Source organism: Bacillus cereus group sp. MYBK139-1 (genome assembly GCF_051916915.1).
GTDB classification, from domain to species: domain Bacteria; phylum Bacillota; class Bacilli; order Bacillales; family Bacillaceae_G; genus Bacillus_A; species Bacillus_A pacificus.
On sequence record NZ_JBQAHO010000001.1, the window covers coordinates 1,445,303 to 1,461,010 of the forward strand.

Consider the following 15,708-nt stretch of genomic DNA (forward strand, 5'->3'; position numbering starts at 1 on the left):
CTTTATTTCGTGATTGTTTTAATTGTACAACTTATGCACGCTCAAAAGAAGGAATTTTCTGTATTTTAACAAAATAAAAAGTGCATCACCTATTTAAAGTGATGCACTCGATTATTCATTTACTTCAGAAAATATTTTTCAATATCATCTAACATAAGATTTGCAGCTACAATACCACCTGCTGTATTCCAAATCACTTCATCTACTTGGAATACTTTATTATCTTTAGAAGCCTGCAGTTGCTTAAATAGTGGATCTTCTGTCCATTCTTTTGCTAATGTATTTCCTTCATTATTCTTATCCGCGTCTTTATCAGATGTGAAATAGAATAAATAATCCCCGTCCATATTTGGAATTTGCTCTTTTGTAATTCCTTTAATTGCAAATTCATCTTTATCTTGTAATGGTGGTCGTTTAAATCCAATATCATTTAATACAACACCTGAGAATGAATTTTTTTGATAAATACGAACATCACCAGGGACGAAGCGAATAATGGAAACTTTAGAATTAATTTTATCACCTAATTGTCCTTTTATTGCTGCAATACGCTTTTTATAATCATTAAGAGCATTTTGCCCTTCTTTTTCTTTATTTACAGCTTTTGTATAAAGTGTGAAGTTTTCTTTCCAATCACCGCGTAATATTTCAGCATATACTGTTGGCGCGATTTCTTTTAACTGCTCGTATATTTTTTCATGACGCATTTTATTTCCGATAATTAAATCCGGCTGAAGCTTCATTACTGCTTCTAAATTAATGTCACGCTCAGTTCCTACTACTTTCGTATTTTTTAACTCTTTCGCTAAATGAGGATACCATTCATCACCAGCTCGTGGTTTCGTCGTTCCAACTGGCGTTACTCCAACAGTTAAAAGTGCCTCAGCACCCTCATTTGTTAAAACAACAACTCTTTTTGGCGTACCATTTACTGTCGTTTCGCCCATTGCATGCTTTATACTATAAGAATCTTTTGCTTTTACTAATGTATCTTTATCTTTTTTCTCTTCTTCTTTACCACACCCTGCGATTACGACCATTAGTAACATAACGCAAAGTATAAGAATATTTTTAGTGCGTGTCATAAGTCCTCCCTAGTTGAAATTGATTATCATTCACACTTAAAGATTAATGTATATCTTATACATTGTCAATAAATATATCAGAAAACTTTTTCAATATATATAATTCCACCCTCATTTTTATTCAAAATATTTTTGTGCCTATTTGCTACTCAAATTTTTTAAGCGTAACATGTAAAAAAGAAATGGGCATAAAAAAGTAATTGTAATCCCAGTCAATACATAACGTAAATAAAAAAACCGCCTTATGTAAGGCGGTTTCTATCATTTTGTTTTAACCAATTTAAAATAAATATATACGATTGATAGTGAATATAACGTATGCACAATAAAAGGAATAAAAGGGCTATTCCAGTGGTACTATACAGCAAACCGAACTTCAAAAAAATATTTAACAGCGGTGGAAAGTTCGTTATGTTTTGTAATGTAAGTAGCATACAAAACAAAAGGAAAAACACTGGAGCATATTGTAATTCATACGGCTTTCTCTTCTTATTCATTCTTTTTTGAATAAGCATATGGCTTAGCTCCGCTACTAAAAAACACCCTCCAATTAATACAAGACCAGAAGTCATCGTCATACATCCACCTGCCTTATATTTATCCCGCATAACTACTCATTACTATATTTTCTTTACATATATCCCATCTTCCTCATTAAACCCAAAGCTCTCTATAAATGATTTTGCTTGTTCTGTTAATTCCGTTTGTACTACCTTTATCTCTTTCACATTTCTTTCTATCATCATTGTTTCAAATGTGAAATACGTATTTGTTCCATAACCGTAACTTTGATAATCAAAGTGAATAATTAACTGAGATAAAACCGCAGTCTCCCCTTGAACACGATAATCTATTACACCAATATATGTATCATCGACTTTCACACAATACTGTACCTGTTTCTCACTTAAACTATGTGAGCGAAACATTTCTTTCACAACGTTTTCATTTTCTACATTTACTTTTTCAAACATAATCATATGTTGTCCATCCTTTTACTATTATTGTATCAATAATACGTCCTATTTATGAAAAAAACCTTAAGACCATATGCGATCTTAAGGTTTTTCTAATTAAACTAAGCTATACGCACGTTTCGTTTCTTCGTGGAACTTATTCGTATCGTACTTATGCTCAACATAAATTTGATGCCATACCATAAACGCAAGTACAGTCCAAATTTTACGGCTATAATCGCCTTTATCTGCACAATGTGCTTCCAGTAAGTTTAATGCATACTGTTTGTCGATTAAATGCTCTGTCTTACTCTCGTTTATAATATTGATAGCCCAATCATGCATTTCGTCTTTTAACCAGTGACGAATTGGTACTGGGAATCCAAGTTTTTTACGATCTAATACGTGATCTGGAACGATTCCTCGTGCTGCTTCACGTAAAATAGCTTTCGTAGTTCCGTTAGCAATCTTAAATTCAGTTGGAATTTTAGATGCAACATCGAATACTTCTTTATCTAAGAACGGTACACGAAGTTCTAATGAGTTTGCCATTGTCATTTTATCAGCTTTTAATAAAATGTCACCGCGTAACCAAGTGAACATGTCAATGTACTGCATTTTGCTTACATCATCATAATCTTTAATCTCATTATACAATGGTTTCGTGATATCCATATAGTTAACACTTTCATTGTAATACTTCATTAATTCAGCTTTCTCTTCTTCACGGAAGATTTTCGCGTTTCCATAGTAACGCTCTTCAATTGGCGTACATCCACGCTCTAGGAAGCTCTTTCCTTTAAAGCCTTCTTTAAGAGCACCACTTAGTGCTTTTAGAACGCTCTTACCTGGGCTAGGAATGTAAGAGAACATTTTCAGTGAGTTTGGCTCACGATAAATGTTATAACCACCAAATAGCTCGTCTGCACCTTCACCTGAAAGAACAACTGTTACATGTTTACGTGCTTCTTTAGCAACGAAGTACAACGGTACAGCTGCTGGATCTGCTAAAGGATCATCCATATGCCAAATGATTTTTGGGAACTCATCCATAAACTCTTTCGCTGAAATGAATACGTTATGGTTTTTAACGCCTAATTTCTCAGCAGTTTCTTTCGCAACATCAACTTCACTGAAACCACGTTGCTCAAACCCAACAGAGAATGTTAAAAGGTTTGGATTCATTTCTCTTGCGATAGAAGCGATGATAGATGAATCGATACCACCAGATAAGAATGAACCTACTGGTACATCACTGCGCATATGCACTTTTACTGAATCATATAACACATCACGAATTGCTTGGATATGCTCCTCTTTCGTTGCACTTGAAGCATTGAAATAAGGTTTCCAGTAGCGATGGATTTCCATCTCTTTACCAATTTCTTTTACGAAATAATGACCAGGTTCGATTTTATTAACATCAATTGTTAATGTTTCTGGCTCTGGACCATATTGGTACGTAAAGTAATGTTGTAATGACGTTGGGTTAACGCCTTTATCTTCCATCACATGCATAATACTTTTCTTCTCAGATGCGAAGAATGTAGTATCACCTTGTTGTGCGATGTATAAAGGTTTAATACCGAAGTGGTCACGTGCACCGAAAAGTTTCTTTTCTTCGCGATCCCAAATCATAAATGCAAACATACCACGAAGGTAGTCTACACATTTTTCTTTCATATGTGCATACAATGCAATGATAACTTCTGTATCAGATTGCGTTGCAAACGTTGCACCTTTTTCAAGTAACATTTCACGTAATTCTACATAGTTGTAAATTTCACCATTAAAAATAATTACATATCGATCATTTTCATAAGTTAGCGGCTGATGTCCTGCCTCTAAGTCAATGATACTTAAACGGCGGAAGCCAAATTGTACATGCTCATCACGAAAATATCCTTCGTCATCTGGACCACGGTGGAAAATCATCGTGTTCATATTTTCAAATTGATGTTTTTCTGTTTCTGAAAACTCTCTAGGGTTTTCACATAAACATCCTACAAAACCACACATACTTCTTACCCTCTTTCAGTTTTCATTCTGTCTCTATACTACTATATCAACCCTATTTATACTAGCATAATCAACTGAATATGGCGACCAAAAACTATAAAAAAATCACTCCATTTCACATTTTTAACAATTTTTTATGAAAACATGAAAATTAGGCAATCACCTTTCTCCGCTTTTGTCATATGATATTGCAAATTGATTTCTAGGAGGGAATACCATGAGTGAAGAAAAAAAAGACTCTTCTCGCCCACCGGTTCGCAATTATTTAAAGCAAATTGATGATTTCTTCGAGCAAACACCACTTCGCAATGTAATTGCTGATTTAAATCATTTTTTCCAAAAAGGAAACCGTTTATTAACATTCCCTGTAGATTTATACGAAGTTGGCGAAGAACTCGTTGTTACAGCTGAACTACCAGGTATACAAAAAGAACAAATTCAAATTGAAATACAAAGTGAATACTTAAAAGTCTCTGTAAAAGAAGAGATACTGGAAGAAGAAGAGCAAACATCCCATAACTATTATCGCCGAGAACGTTCCATTTCAGAAGCATCAAGATTAATTAAGTTGCCGTATTCAATTAATAAAAAAGCAGCGAAAGCTTCATATCAAAATGGCGTGTTAGAAATTCGGGCGCCGAAATTGCCACAGCAACATGACATTTTATCCATAGACTAATGTAAAAAAGAAGGGTGCTTTAATCTGCACCCCTCTTTTTATTCTGCTAATCGTTTCATATCACGTATAATGTCTTCATACGGCGTATTGCTAATACCATTATACTTTTTCATTACTTTTCCGTTTTGATCAATTAAATAAAATGATGTACCATGTATAACTTGACCATTCTCAGGTTTATCTACAAGTGATTGGAAATTATCTTTTGAAAACTTCGTAATGTCCTCTAACGAATAACCCGTTAGTAAATTCCAGTTACTAGTATCCTCTGTAAATTTTTGAATGAAAGCCTTCAAATTCTCCGGCTTATCAAGGTCAGGATCTACGCTAAATGATACAAACTGAACATCTAATTTCTCTTCCTTCGCCATTTTCTGTAATTTTGCCATATTAGCAGTCATTGGCGGACAAACTGTTTGACAGTTTGTGAACATAAAATCTGCAACCCAAACTTTCCCTTTTAAATCTTTTGTACCAAATGGTTTTCCATCTTGATTAGTAAATTGGAAAGTTTCTAAATCCCAATTTAATGGTTTACGAAGCTTTGAACCTGATCCACTACATCCAGCAAGTACAAAGAGACAAAATACAACCATAAGACCAATTATTTTTTGATAACGCTTCATTTATAAACCTCTTTTCTCTATCCTAAATTTAAATAGGCTATACTTATCATAACAAAAGTTAACACTACGAGAAAATTGTTTACTACATTTGTTCACGAAATCGTACGAATTTACGTATGTTACTTCTTTATTTCAAGCGAATTACTAGACAAAATAATTTTTTTACTATTATTTCTCTAAATAATCGCTGCAAAACTAATTCTATTGTTATTTTTGTAAATGCATATTCCTGTTTTTTTACAATTATTTAAACATTCATCCATGTTATACACTGTATTCCTTAACAACATTTCGGTACAATACAATTACAATGATTTTAAATGAGGTGATGTTCATGGCAAAGCGCTATGAAAATATGGATAATGTTAGTACAAAAAAATCAATTCGCTCTTTTATACGCTGGCGTAAAGAACGAAAGCAAAACAAAAAAGATTTTTCTTTCTTAGTAGAACAATCACCCGTTAAACAAAGTGCATTTTTGCAAAGTAATGTTGAAAAAACGACTGTCACATGGATTGGACATTCCACTTTTCTTATCCAAACGAATGGACTTAATATATTAACGGATCCAGTATGGGCCAATAAATTGAAGCTAGTCCCAAGACTTACTGAACCTGGTCTTTCTATACAAGAACTACCTAAAATTGATATTGTCCTCATTTCACATGGTCATTATGATCATTTAGATTTTTCAACACTGCGCCAACTTAAAGATGACGTATTATACTTAGTACCCATTGGTCTAAAAAAATTATTTACTCGTAAAAAATTCAACAATGTAGAAGAGTATAAATGGTGGGAAAGTACGACTATTGATGATGTTTCCTTTCACTTCGTACCTGCTCAGCACTGGACGAGAAGATCATTATTTGATATGAACACATCTCACTGGGGTGGATGGATTATTAAGAATGACAATGTGGAGGAAACCATTTATTTTTGTGGAGACAGTGGCTATTTCCAAGGTTTCAAAGAAATTGGCAAACGCTTTTCAATTGATATTGCCCTTATGCCAATTGGAGCTTATGAACCAGAATGGTTTATGAAAATATCTCACGTTTCACCTGAAGAAGCAGTGCAAGCTTATTTAGATTTAAATGCTACACACTTTATACCAATGCATTACGGAGCTTTTGCACTCGCCGATGAAACACCTCGCGAGGCAATAACAAGGCTTCGAAATAATTGGAATTTACGTATGTTACCGTGGGAACAACTGCATGTACTCTTTTTAGGTCAAACTTTCACTTATAATAGCGAAACACATGCTAAGAAAGTGAATGAAGAAGTTGAACCATTACATGTATAGCGTAACTACTTATTTTCTATATCCAACATATACTATAGAAAATCATCAAGCGAAACTTTAATTAGTGGGTGTTTTCTATGAATGAATATTTACAGACTCGCTATATCATTAGCGGGAGTGCCTGTATAGCCCTTCTTATTTCTTACCTTCTATTCACATAAAAAAGCTACTTGAAATAAATTTCAAGTAGCTTTTTTATTATTCTGCTAAATACATAAATCCGATTGCACCCGGACCTGTATGAGTACTAATAATAGGCGTTGTAAAGAAAATTTCTGATTGAGCAAATCCACTTACTTTTTCAACAGCCGCTTTTACATTTTCAGCTAAAGGAATTGCTTTCGCATGCGGAATTGCCACAGCTTTTACAACTTTTCCAGCTGTATCTTCCTCAAATAACTTAGCTAACGTTTTTACAATTTGACCTTGGCTACGCACTTTCGTTACAGGGTTATAAACACCATCTTCAAGGCTAGCAATTGGCTTTATATTAAGTAGCGAACCGATAAACGCTTTTCCTTTACCGATACGCCCACCCTTCACTAAGTTTTCTAATGTATCTACTACTACATATAAACGAGTATTCTTCCTTACTTCATCTACACGTTTTAAAATTTCTTCTAGTGAGCGTCCTTCATTTGCCATTTTCGCAGCTTCAACTACTTGATATGCTAAAGCATGTGTAATAAATTGCGAATCAACAACTGTTACTTTTGTGTCGGTCATTGATGCAGCACTATTTGCAGTTGCCACAGTACCACTCATTCCACTTGTCATATGAATGGAAAGTACTTCACTTCCATCTTCACCTAACTTGTCATACATTTCTACAAATGTACCCATTGCTGGTTGTGATGTTTTTGGTAGTTCCTCTGATTTAATCATTTCTTCAATAAATTCATCTGGTTGTAGATCAACGCGATCTAAATATGTTTGTCCATTTACAGAGATTGATAATGGTAGAACATGAATGTCATACTTCTCAATTACTTCTTGTGATAAATCTGCCGTTGAATCTGTTACAATTTTAATTTTTTGCATATTATATTCTTCCCTTTCCAATACGCTCTCCTTGTTATTATACTAGTATTCCCATTGCTTTCAACAATTTGGAACGAAATTTAATCAAATTAATTATATTTTTATATCTAAAATGAAAAAGACAGAGCTCTTAACCCTGTCCCCACTCTATATCATGCATTTTTTTCAAGAGTATTTGTTTTATATACATTTAAATAATCATTCCACTTCAAACAATTTTGTAAATATTCACGGAAAGAATACGAAAATCTTGGGTGCTTTTGTTTTTGAATTTTTGCAATAAATAATTGAAGACGAGACTGTATTAGAAACGATAATGGATGCTGCGCTTGTAGGACAGGGATTTCAAATATTTTAATACACTCCCCTGTTGAATGAGTGAAATAAAAACTTTTCGTAATCACAATATCAATCCTCTTTTTCATTGGATTTTTGAACTTCTTCTACTTTACGCTGTAACACGTTGTTTAAAGTGGCGACTCCCATGAATACAAAAGTATCCTTAGACAATCTCTGTAGTCCTTATGGTTAAAAGATTTATACTCTATTCATCTTCACCTAATCCATCCCCCATCCTAAATTCCTAATAAGACAAGGACTCGTTATCCGTATATTGCTTAATATATTCAGTATAAACTTATAAAAGCGCAAAGTTTGTCTAAATTTTGGAGATTCTATAATTTTTTTCTTCTCTATATTGTATACGTTTATAACTAGAGTATAACAAATAAATAAAAAAAGTGCCTTTATAACGAGGCACTTTTCGACTGAATTTCTTCTTCTCTTTTCTTTTTTCGCTTACTAACAATCTTTGATAAAGCGATACTAATTTCATAAATACAAATAAGCGGTACCGCAACTAAACTATGTGATAAAAAATCTGGCGGTGATATACACGATGCAATGATAATCAATGCTACGTAAGCATACCTTCTTATTTTTATTAGAAATTCCGCCGTCAACAGTCCAATACTCGTTAAAAACATTACTACTACTGGCAATTCAAAAATTACTGCAAATGGAACTGTTAAATTAAGAACAAAATGAAAATACTTTTCTGTCGTAAACATCGTATTAAACATTTCATTACCTATAGTAGTTAAAAAATGAAATAAAAACGGCATTACAACGAAATATCCAAAGCATAAACCTGCAATAAATAATATAGACAATACCGGTATATACATTAATGTCATCTTTTGTTCATTTGGATGTAAACCCGGTTTTACAAATAACCAAATTTGTATAGCAGCAAAAGGAATTGTACAAACGATAGCAAATACTGTAGCAATCGAGAAAAAAATCCACAATACATCACTTGGACCGAGAACAGTTAATTTCATTGGTAAGTCTTTTACAAGCCAAAAATAAATATCCTTCGTAAAAGTAAACCCAACAATTAAAAATAGTACAAAGGATAACACGGTATATATTACTCGTTTGCGAAGCTCAACTATATGTTCTACTACACTCATTTCCCGATCTTCCATCTCGTTCACCACACTTTATTTATCCATTTCGAAGAAAATTCATTACATTTTTTCTTTCTTTTCCTTCTCTTGAAATGCATCATCAGTCAATTCTTTCGTTGATTTTTTAAATTCTTTTAACGTTTCCCCTAAAGCCTTTCCGATTTCCGGCAATTTTTTCGGCCCAAATAAAATAAGTACAGCTACTAAAATTAAAATTAATCCTGGAAAGCCAATATTTGAAAACATTTCTCCATCCCCTTTATTAGTAGATTCCTTGTCCTACTATTACATAATTTTATTTTGTCAAAAAAGTTTGAAAACGTCAACAAATCCATTGACTTTTGTCAAAAAAATTCAAAAATATAATCAATTATACAAATTTCATTTTCTATTGCCCTTGTGTATGATATGGTAGGGGAAAAGACATATTATTTTATGATAGTAGAAAGGATTTGCATTATGACTGAAAAAATGACACGAATGACACAATTTGTGAAAGAAGAAATTGCAAATGCAATTACACATGGTATCGGTGCCATTTTAAGCATCCCTGCCTTAATCATATTGATTATTCATGCCTCTAAGCATGGTACCGCATCTGCTGTTGTTGCATTTACGGTTTACGGTGTAAGCATGTTCTTACTGTACTTGTTTTCGACATTGTTACATAGCATTCACCATCCAAAAGTCGAAAAATTATTTACTATACTAGATCACTCAGCCATTTATTTATTAATCGCTGGCACATATACTCCTTTTTTACTTATTACGCTTCGTGGGCCATTAGGTTGGACGTTACTCGCAATTATATGGACACTAGCAATCGGTGGTATCATCTTCAAAATTTTCTTTGTACGTCGCTTTATTAAGGCATCGACGCTATGTTATATCATAATGGGATGGCTCATAATCGTTGCTATTAAACCACTTTATGAAAATCTAACTGGACATGGTTTTTCACTACTTTTAGCAGGTGGAATTTTATATTCTGTAGGAGCTATATTCTTCCTTTGGGAAAAGTTACCTTTCAACCATGCCATTTGGCATCTTTTCGTATTAGGTGGTAGTGCGATGATGTTCTTCTGCGTACTCTTTTACGTCCTACCTACAGCATAATAAAAAAGGTTTCAGCTTAATGTAAGCTGAAACCTTTTTTATTACTTATGTAATTGTGATGCGATAACATCCTGTGTATACTTCGTTAACTCTTTAATATCCATAGTCGCATACTCTTCAGGTGTAATCGGCTTAGAAATTGTTACTGTTGCACGAGCTCGCTTCATACGATTTCCATTCGCTTCAAACATTTTATATGTCCCATCTAATGTTACAGGTAAGATTGCTACACCAGATTTTACAGCAAGATGAAAACTCCCAGCCTTAAACTCTCCAATTTCGCCACCCTTACTTCTCGTTCCTTCAGGGAAAATTACGATAGAATGTCCATTCTTCAATAGTTCAATTCCATCTTTAATCGCTTGAAGTGATTGGCGACGATCACTACGATCCATAAATACACAATTCATAAGTTCCATCCAAGTTGGTACAACTGGGAACTTTTTAATCTCCGCTTTTGAAACGAAGCCAATTGGTTTATTTAAATAACCTAGTAAAACAGGGATATCCATATTACTCTGGTGATTACTTACAACTAGTACCGGCTTATCTTTCGGAACATTTTCAAGTCCTTTAACTTCTACTGTTCCCCCAGCTACACGTACCATTTTCTTACCAAACCAATTTGTCGTTTTGTACACAGCGTTATCTTTTTCTTGTGGCGACATCGTATTTACTTGTCTTTTAAGACGCCACATTCTTGGTGTAATCGCAATTACGATTAAAATTAAATAAAAGATTTTAAAAAACGTTTGAATCATACAGAACCCCCACCTATTATCATTCCGACCTTCATTATACTAGACAAACGAAGGAAAAAGAAGAAAAAAAGTCCAAACAACAAGTGTTTGGACTTTTTAACCATTCTATATTAGAAACGTTTTGCTAATTCACGAGCATTAGCAATTGCTGCTTCTTTAATTTCTTGTGCTTTTTCAGGGTTTGCATTCATACCTTCAACTGCAATATATTCAGTTTCATTTACACCAATGAATCCTAATACTGTTTTTAAGTGATTGCGGCCGAAGTCTACAGCTGCGTATGCTCCTTCAGAATAAACGCCACCTGTCGCTTGAATGTGAAGTGCTTTTTTACCTTCTAATAAGCCAACTGGACCATTTTCAGTATACTTGAATGTTTTACCTGCAATTGCTAAGTTATCTAAGTATGCTTTTACTACTGGTGGATAGCTAAAGTTCCACATTGGAGTTACAAATACATAACGATCTGCATGCATAAATGTTTCTAAGTTTGTGTTCATTGCTGCAACTTTTTGTTGTTGAGCTTCAGTTAAAGCTTCAAATCCTTCACCTGCTGCAAATTTACCCCAAGCAGCGAATACATCTGCATCGATTGCTGGTACTGTAGTATTGAATAAATCAATTGTTACAACTTCATCTTGTGGATGTTCGTTTTTATAAGCTTCGATGAAAGCCTCCCCTACTGCCATTCCGAAAGAACCTTCTGCTGAATTTGGATTTGCTGTAATAAATAGTACTTTTGTCATTGTATTCTCTCCCTTTTATACATTTTATCTTTAATTTGAGATTTATAATTAGAAAGTAAATAACTTACCTTATGTAAGTATAATACAAAAAGTTTCGTTCGATGTCAATAAAAAATAGCTACTTTTTTTTCGTAAGTTAATGATTTGTTTTGTTTCCTTAAAATTCAGTATACAGATATTAAGAATTCCTTCATAGAAAAAGGTTAGCTCTACAAATTATAGAGCTAACCTTTTATTACATATTATTTTTGAAATACATGTTTTACTTTTTCAGCCGGAATATTACTTCCGCCTCTACCTTTTACATCTTCAATCATCATAGTAATAACCATATCTGGTGAATTTAAATCAAATGCAGCAAACCAGCCTAGTTCTTTTCCTTCAGCCTCTTTTGATACTTTTAATTCCGCTGTACCTGTTTTTCCAGCAAGAGTCATGCCATCAATTTTAGCAATTTTCCCAGTACCATCTGGATCATTAATTACTTTCGTCATAGCAGTTTTTAATATATCCTGATTGCCTTTTGAAATTACATTCTCTTTCCAAGCTTTTGGCTGCTTATCTGTTTTAATTATATATGGAGAAGGTATGTTTCCTTCATTAACAATTGGTGCGTACGTTAATGCTAGATGGAGTGGCGTCATTAATACTTGTCCTTGTCCATAACCTGTGTCTGCCATTTGAATATCATTTTTAATACCATCATTTGCGATTTTAGAAGCTGGGAATCCATATTCAATTGGTAATTTCTCATCGAATCCGAATTTTTTCGCTTCACTCATAAATTTATCTTTCCCGATCTTCAAAGCTTCTTGTGCGAAATAAATATTATCCGAGTATTTCATCGCCTTATCAAAATCAATCGGATTTGCATCTTTTACACGTGTTACATAATAATTACCCCAAGAAGAATCTTTTGTCCATTTTAATCCTTCAATTTTTAACTCTTCTTTTGGATCAATTGTTTTCGTTTCAAGACCGATTGCAGCTGTAATCGGCTTAAATACAGATCCTGGAACTGATAATTGTGTAAATCGATTCGTCATCGGTTTTTTCGGATCATTATTTACCGCATCACGTTGCGCTTTTGACGCCCCTCTTGTAAGGGTATTTGGGTTATAAGCTGGTGTGCTCACAAGTGCAAGTGTTTCTCCAGTCTTTGGATTAATTGCTGCACTTGATCCTACCTCATTTTTCATTTCATTATAAATTTCGCTTTGAACTGCACTGTCAATCGTTAAAGTTACATTTTCTCCATCAACAGCATCTGTTTTTGCTAAATTTTTAATTTCTTTTCCTTGTGCATCTTCTACGAAGACACGACCACCTTTTTTACCGCGTAGCTTTTCTTCCAGTACTTGCTCTAAACCAGCTTTACCTACTGGATCATCTGCTTGATAACCTTTCTTTTGTAACGTTTTTAAATCTTCAGCATTCACTTTTCCAATATAGCCAGTAAGATGTGCGGCTTCTTCTCCTAATGGATATGAGCGAACATTTACTGGCTTTGTTGCAACACCAGGTAAATCTATGTACGTATTTTGTGTTGCTCCTTCAGGCAATATTCCAATTGGTACAAGGTAATTTGGTTTTACCCATTTAGCTGCTAGTTTTTGATCAATTTCTTCGACAGACATATTTAGTAACTTCGCTACCGTTTCTTTCGTTTGCGGAGCTGCATCCCCTAATTTTTCAGGAATCAATCCGATTTCAGAAGCTTTACCATTTACCGCAAGATATTTACCGTTACGGTCATATATTTCTCCGCGCTTCGGCTCTGTCGTTTGCATACGCACTTTACTATCTTTCGTCATACCTGGGAATATAAAATCAGGAGTCCAATCTATTTTCCAAGATTCTTTATCTCCATCCTTTTCTTTCACCATTTTTGCTTCATGGGCAAAATTGATTTTACCACCCACTGTATCCATGCTTACTTTAAAAGGAACAGGACCTTCATCTTTTTTATCTTCTTTTACTTCTCCTGCTTCTACTTTTAAGTCTTTCACTTCAATGCCAGAATAAATTTTTTCATATTTCTCAGTGAATTCTTTCTTTGAAATATCTTTTTTTGCCTTTTCTGATAATTGATCATACATTTCTGCAAATTTTTGTTTATTCCATGCTTTTGCATATGTATCAAATGCTTCTTGTGGTTTTTCTTCTTTACCACATCCGACTAACATGAATGTTAAGCAAAGAAAAAGAATCCCCCATATCTTTCTCAATCGATTCTCCTCCTCTTTCTATCTTAATACTCTTGAAAAATTTAGCATTTTTACATGCTACCATTCATTATAGCACTATCGAATCTCATCTATAAACCTATATTGATGGATACAAATAAAAAGATTGATGTGAATTTTCACATCAATCTTTTTTACTATTGTTGCTTCTCATATACATGATAATAGTACGTATACGGATTTTTTTCATCCGTTAAACCTTTTTCAACAAAAATTTCTTTCCAATTTGTCATATCCATTTCTGGGAAGAATGTATCTCCTTCAAATGCATGATGAATTTTTGTTATATATAACTTGTCTACGTAAGGTAAAAAGAGATCATAAATTTGCGCTCCGCCAAAAATAAAGATCTCTTCTTCATTTTTGCATAGCTCAAACACTTCTTCTACAGAATGTGCTACTTCACAGCCTTCAACATGATATCCTTCATTACGAGTTACAATAATATTACGTCTTCCAGGCAGTGGTCTACCAATCGCTTCATAGTTTTTTCTTCCCATAATAAGCGAATGACCCATCGTTGTTTTCTTTACATATTGTAATTCACTCGGTAAACGCCAAGGTAAATTATTATCTTTACCAATTACTCTATTCTCGTCCATTGCGACCATAAATGAAACTATCATCTTTTCATCTCCTCTACAATTACACTGCAACCGGTGCTTTAATTGCTGGGTGTGGATCATATCCTTCAATCGTTAAATCTTCCATTTCAAAATCAAACACAGATTTCACATCTGGATTTAATGTAAGTTTCGGGAACGGACGTGGTTCACGCGCCAATTGCTTTTCTACTTGCTCAAAATGATTCGTATAAATGTGTGCATCTCCAATTGTATGAACAAATTCTCCCACTTCAAGTCCGCATTCATGTGCAATTAAATGTGTTAGTAACGAGTAACTTGCAATGTTAAATGGAATTCCAAGGAATATATCACCACTTCTTTGATATAGCTGACAAGAAAGTTTACCGTCTGCTACATAAAACTGAAATAACGTATGACAAGGTGGTAATGCCATACTTGGTACATCTTCAGGATTCCAAGCAGATACAATTAGGCGACGTGAATCTGGCGTTTTTTTAATCATTTCAATTACATCTTTTAATTGATCAAGCGTCTCACCAGCTGTCGTTTTCCAAGCACGCCACTGCTTACCGTATACGTCTCCTAAATAACCATATTTATTTGAGAAATCATCATCTTCTAAAACGTTCTTTTTAAACAATTCCATTTGCTCATCGTACTGAACTTTAAATTCCTCATCTTGTTGTGAGCGAAGACCGAAATCAGTCATGTCAGGACCCGTATACTCGTCACTTTCTACCCAACTCTTAAATGCCCATTCATTCCAAATGTTGTTATTATGCTGCAATAAATAACGAATATTTGTATCACCTTTCATAAACCAAAGTAGCTCACTTGCTACAAGTCGAAACGGCACTCTCTTTGTTGTTAATAAAGGAAAACCTTTACTTAGATCAAAACGCATTTGATATCCAAATACAGATACAGTGCCTGTCCCTGTACGATCTTCTTTCTTCGTACCATGCTCCATTACATGGCGGCATAAATTTAAGTATTCATTTTCAGCATGTTTCATATGTAGAAAAACCTTCTTTCAAATCTCTAGTCTATATGGATTTTATCATA

17 protein-coding genes and 1 pseudogene are annotated in these 15,708 nt (G+C 34.0%); 3 read left to right on the top strand and 15 right to left on the bottom strand.

Annotation, left to right across the window (positions count from 1 at the left end; translation table 11 throughout):
- Positions 1-119: 119 nt before the first annotated feature.
- The 5 genes and pseudogenes from ACTFRS_RS07345 to asnB all read right to left on the bottom strand — a co-directional run bounded on the left by ACTFRS_RS07345 (position 120) and on the right by asnB (position 4,060).
- Positions 120-1,085, bottom strand: a complete 966-nt coding sequence (locus tag ACTFRS_RS07345) for an ABC transporter substrate-binding protein (RefSeq protein WP_440023852.1) — start codon at positions 1,083-1,085, stop codon at positions 120-122.
- A 138-nt stretch (positions 1,086-1,223) separates the two neighbouring features.
- Positions 1,224-1,319 (bottom strand): annotated as a pseudogene (locus tag ACTFRS_RS07350) (phosphatase PAP2 family protein); the annotation flags it as partial.
- A gap of 8 nt (positions 1,320-1,327) precedes the next feature.
- Entirely contained in the window at positions 1,328-1,657 is a 330-nt protein-coding gene (locus ACTFRS_RS07355) for a hypothetical protein (protein WP_139868114.1), read from the bottom strand.
- Positions 1,658-1,705: 48 nt separating this feature from the next.
- Positions 1,706-2,065, bottom strand: coding sequence for a GNAT family N-acetyltransferase (locus tag ACTFRS_RS07360; RefSeq protein ID WP_440023850.1), 360 nt, complete (start codon positions 2,063-2,065; stop codon positions 1,706-1,708).
- Positions 2,066-2,158: 93 nt separating this feature from the next.
- Positions 2,159-4,060 (bottom strand): asparagine synthase (glutamine-hydrolyzing), encoded by a 1,902-nt coding sequence (gene asnB, locus ACTFRS_RS07365; RefSeq protein ID WP_440023848.1) that lies wholly within the window; start codon positions 4,058-4,060, stop codon positions 2,159-2,161.
- 217 nt (positions 4,061-4,277) lie between these two features.
- Here asnB and ACTFRS_RS07370 point away from each other — a divergent pair, with 217 nt between their 5' ends.
- Positions 4,278-4,739, top strand: coding sequence for an Hsp20/alpha crystallin family protein (locus tag ACTFRS_RS07370; RefSeq protein ID WP_001288087.1), 462 nt, complete (start codon positions 4,278-4,280; stop codon positions 4,737-4,739).
- A gap of 38 nt (positions 4,740-4,777) precedes the next feature.
- Here the strand turns inward: ACTFRS_RS07370 and ACTFRS_RS07375 are convergent, their stop codons facing one another.
- Positions 4,778-5,365 (bottom strand): SCO family protein, encoded by a 588-nt coding sequence (locus ACTFRS_RS07375; RefSeq protein ID WP_000833339.1) that lies wholly within the window; start codon positions 5,363-5,365, stop codon positions 4,778-4,780.
- A 334-nt stretch (positions 5,366-5,699) separates the two neighbouring features.
- On the opposite strand from ACTFRS_RS07375, the gene ACTFRS_RS07380 reads away from it, so the two are divergent.
- Positions 5,700-6,674: an MBL fold metallo-hydrolase gene (locus ACTFRS_RS07380; RefSeq protein ID WP_440023846.1), complete on the top strand. Its 975-nt coding sequence runs from the start codon at positions 5,700-5,702 to the stop codon at positions 6,672-6,674.
- A 198-nt stretch (positions 6,675-6,872) separates the two neighbouring features.
- On the opposite strand, the gene ACTFRS_RS07385 is transcribed toward ACTFRS_RS07380, so the two are convergent.
- The 4 genes from ACTFRS_RS07385 to ACTFRS_RS07400 form a co-directional block, all read right to left on the bottom strand.
- A complete protein-coding gene (locus tag ACTFRS_RS07385) occupies positions 6,873-7,715 on the bottom strand; it encodes a DegV family protein (protein ID WP_003266758.1) in 843 nt (280 codons plus the stop codon).
- A 152-nt stretch (positions 7,716-7,867) separates the two neighbouring features.
- Positions 7,868-8,119, bottom strand: a complete 252-nt coding sequence (locus tag ACTFRS_RS07390) for a DUF2535 family protein (RefSeq protein WP_000629015.1) — start codon at positions 8,117-8,119, stop codon at positions 7,868-7,870.
- Positions 8,120-8,461: 342 nt separating this feature from the next.
- Positions 8,462-9,205, bottom strand: a complete 744-nt coding sequence (gene tatC, locus ACTFRS_RS07395) for a twin-arginine translocase subunit TatC (RefSeq protein WP_000390139.1) — start codon at positions 9,203-9,205, stop codon at positions 8,462-8,464.
- A 42-nt stretch (positions 9,206-9,247) separates the two neighbouring features.
- The gene (locus tag ACTFRS_RS07400; RefSeq protein WP_000492443.1) at positions 9,248-9,433 is read right to left on the bottom strand and encodes a twin-arginine translocase TatA/TatE family subunit; all 186 of its coding nucleotides are present in this window, start codon (positions 9,431-9,433) and stop codon (positions 9,248-9,250) included.
- Positions 9,434-9,646: 213 nt separating this feature from the next.
- Between ACTFRS_RS07400 and trhA the strand changes: the two genes are divergently transcribed.
- The gene (gene trhA / locus ACTFRS_RS07405) at positions 9,647-10,303 is read left to right on the top strand and encodes a PAQR family membrane homeostasis protein TrhA (RefSeq protein WP_000136894.1); all 657 of its coding nucleotides are present in this window, start codon (positions 9,647-9,649) and stop codon (positions 10,301-10,303) included.
- Positions 10,304-10,344: 41 nt separating this feature from the next.
- On the opposite strand, the gene ACTFRS_RS07410 is transcribed toward trhA, so the two are convergent.
- The 5 genes from ACTFRS_RS07410 to ACTFRS_RS07430 all read right to left on the bottom strand — a co-directional run bounded on the left by ACTFRS_RS07410 (position 10,345) and on the right by ACTFRS_RS07430 (position 15,658).
- Positions 10,345-11,064, bottom strand: coding sequence for a lysophospholipid acyltransferase family protein (locus tag ACTFRS_RS07410; protein ID WP_000616585.1), 720 nt, complete (start codon positions 11,062-11,064; stop codon positions 10,345-10,347).
- Between the two features lie 110 nt (positions 11,065-11,174).
- Positions 11,175-11,810, bottom strand: coding sequence for an FMN-dependent NADH-azoreductase (locus ACTFRS_RS07415; protein ID WP_000170016.1), 636 nt, complete (start codon positions 11,808-11,810; stop codon positions 11,175-11,177).
- Positions 11,811-12,052: 242 nt separating this feature from the next.
- Complete coding sequence (gene pbpC, locus ACTFRS_RS07420; RefSeq protein WP_440023843.1) at positions 12,053-14,038, bottom strand: penicillin-binding protein 3; 1,986 nt, start codon at positions 14,036-14,038, stop codon at positions 12,053-12,055.
- Between the two features lie 155 nt (positions 14,039-14,193).
- The gene (locus ACTFRS_RS07425; RefSeq protein WP_014893782.1) at positions 14,194-14,682 is read right to left on the bottom strand and encodes a dihydrofolate reductase; all 489 of its coding nucleotides are present in this window, start codon (positions 14,680-14,682) and stop codon (positions 14,194-14,196) included.
- A 19-nt stretch (positions 14,683-14,701) separates the two neighbouring features.
- Positions 14,702-15,658: a thymidylate synthase gene (locus tag ACTFRS_RS07430; RefSeq protein WP_000679600.1), complete on the bottom strand. Its 957-nt coding sequence runs from the start codon at positions 15,656-15,658 to the stop codon at positions 14,702-14,704.
- Positions 15,659-15,708: the final 50 nt, after the last annotated feature.

What these genes read in the sequence shown, in the direction of transcription:
- ACTFRS_RS07345 (WP_440023852.1), bottom strand. Translation starts at nt 1,085, where the DNA reads ATGACACGCACTAAAAATATTCTTATACTTTGCGTTATGTTACTAATG.
- ACTFRS_RS07355 (WP_139868114.1), bottom strand. Translation starts at nt 1,657, where the DNA reads ATGACTTCTGGTCTTGTATTAATTGGAGGGTGTTTTTTAGTAGCGGAG.
- ACTFRS_RS07360 (WP_440023850.1), bottom strand. Translation starts at nt 2,065, where the DNA reads ATGATTATGTTTGAAAAAGTAAATGTAGAAAATGAAAACGTTGTGAAA.
- asnB (WP_440023848.1), bottom strand. Translation starts at nt 4,060, where the DNA reads ATGTGTGGTTTTGTAGGATGTTTATGTGAAAACCCTAGAGAGTTTTCA.
- ACTFRS_RS07370 (WP_001288087.1), top strand. Translation starts at nt 4,278, where the DNA reads ATGAGTGAAGAAAAAAAAGACTCTTCTCGCCCACCGGTTCGCAATTAT.
- ACTFRS_RS07375 (WP_000833339.1), bottom strand. Translation starts at nt 5,365, where the DNA reads ATGAAGCGTTATCAAAAAATAATTGGTCTTATGGTTGTATTTTGTCTC.
- ACTFRS_RS07380 (WP_440023846.1), top strand. Translation starts at nt 5,700, where the DNA reads ATGGCAAAGCGCTATGAAAATATGGATAATGTTAGTACAAAAAAATCA.
- ACTFRS_RS07385 (WP_003266758.1), bottom strand. Translation starts at nt 7,715, where the DNA reads ATGCAAAAAATTAAAATTGTAACAGATTCAACGGCAGATTTATCACAA.
- tatC (WP_000390139.1), bottom strand. Translation starts at nt 9,205, where the DNA reads ATGGAAGATCGGGAAATGAGTGTAGTAGAACATATAGTTGAGCTTCGC.
- ACTFRS_RS07400 (WP_000492443.1), bottom strand. Translation starts at nt 9,433, where the DNA reads ATGTTTTCAAATATTGGCTTTCCAGGATTAATTTTAATTTTAGTAGCT.
- trhA (WP_000136894.1), top strand. Translation starts at nt 9,647, where the DNA reads ATGACTGAAAAAATGACACGAATGACACAATTTGTGAAAGAAGAAATT.
- ACTFRS_RS07410 (WP_000616585.1), bottom strand. Translation starts at nt 11,064, where the DNA reads ATGATTCAAACGTTTTTTAAAATCTTTTATTTAATTTTAATCGTAATT.
- ACTFRS_RS07415 (WP_000170016.1), bottom strand. Translation starts at nt 11,810, where the DNA reads ATGACAAAAGTACTATTTATTACAGCAAATCCAAATTCAGCAGAAGGT.
- ACTFRS_RS07425 (WP_014893782.1), bottom strand. Translation starts at nt 14,682, where the DNA reads ATGATAGTTTCATTTATGGTCGCAATGGACGAGAATAGAGTAATTGGT.
- ACTFRS_RS07430 (WP_000679600.1), bottom strand. Translation starts at nt 15,658, where the DNA reads ATGAAACATGCTGAAAATGAATACTTAAATTTATGCCGCCATGTAATG.